Genomic DNA, 600 nt, shown 5'->3' with positions numbered 1-600 from the left:
CGGGAAGCCAGATCTGGGAAAACCGTGTTGAGTCGATGCGACCTTTTGAAATTGGTGAACCTTACCTTGTCTCTGATGTGGGTGAATACAACCAAAACCTCTCTAACACCGATTGGTTCTCCTCCGTGTTTGTTGAGCCTGACGTAAGCAAGCTTGAAGATGGGCGCGAGTTGCCGATTAAAGTCTCGTTAGCGCCTGCTGCGAAAAACCAGATTGAAACCGGTATTGGTTACTCCACCGATACGGGTGTACGCGGTACTTTAAAATGGAAAAAACCATGGGTAAGTGCGCGCGGCCATAGCTTTAATACGGCGCTTTCTCTCTCCAAACCAGAACAAACCATCACCGCCGGCTACAAAATTCCATTAGACGACGTCTTACGTGAATACTATCAATTGCAATTTGGTCTGAAGCATTTGGACAACCGTGATACTGAGAGTTTGGAATCAAACCTTGCGGTAGAAAGACACTGGTTAACCGACGGTGGTTGGCACAAAACCGTCTACGTTCGTCACTTGTACGAAAACTTCTCGCAAGGTTTGCAAGATGATGGCGTGCAGTTTGTGCTTCCAGGGGCAACCTTTTCGCGTACTCGTGTCC

At 48.0% G+C, this 600-nt stretch carries 1 protein-coding gene; it reads left to right on the top strand.

Annotated elements, in window-relative coordinates:
- A partial coding sequence (locus R7Q09_RS26930) for an autotransporter assembly complex protein TamA (RefSeq protein WP_411913131.1) occupies positions 1–600 on the top strand: 600 nt, incomplete at both ends.

The organism is Vibrio sp. 2130-1 (genome assembly GCF_033339515.1).
The sequence above is the reverse complement of the archived record's forward strand: the minus strand, read 5'-3'. Positions and strand labels throughout refer to the sequence as shown.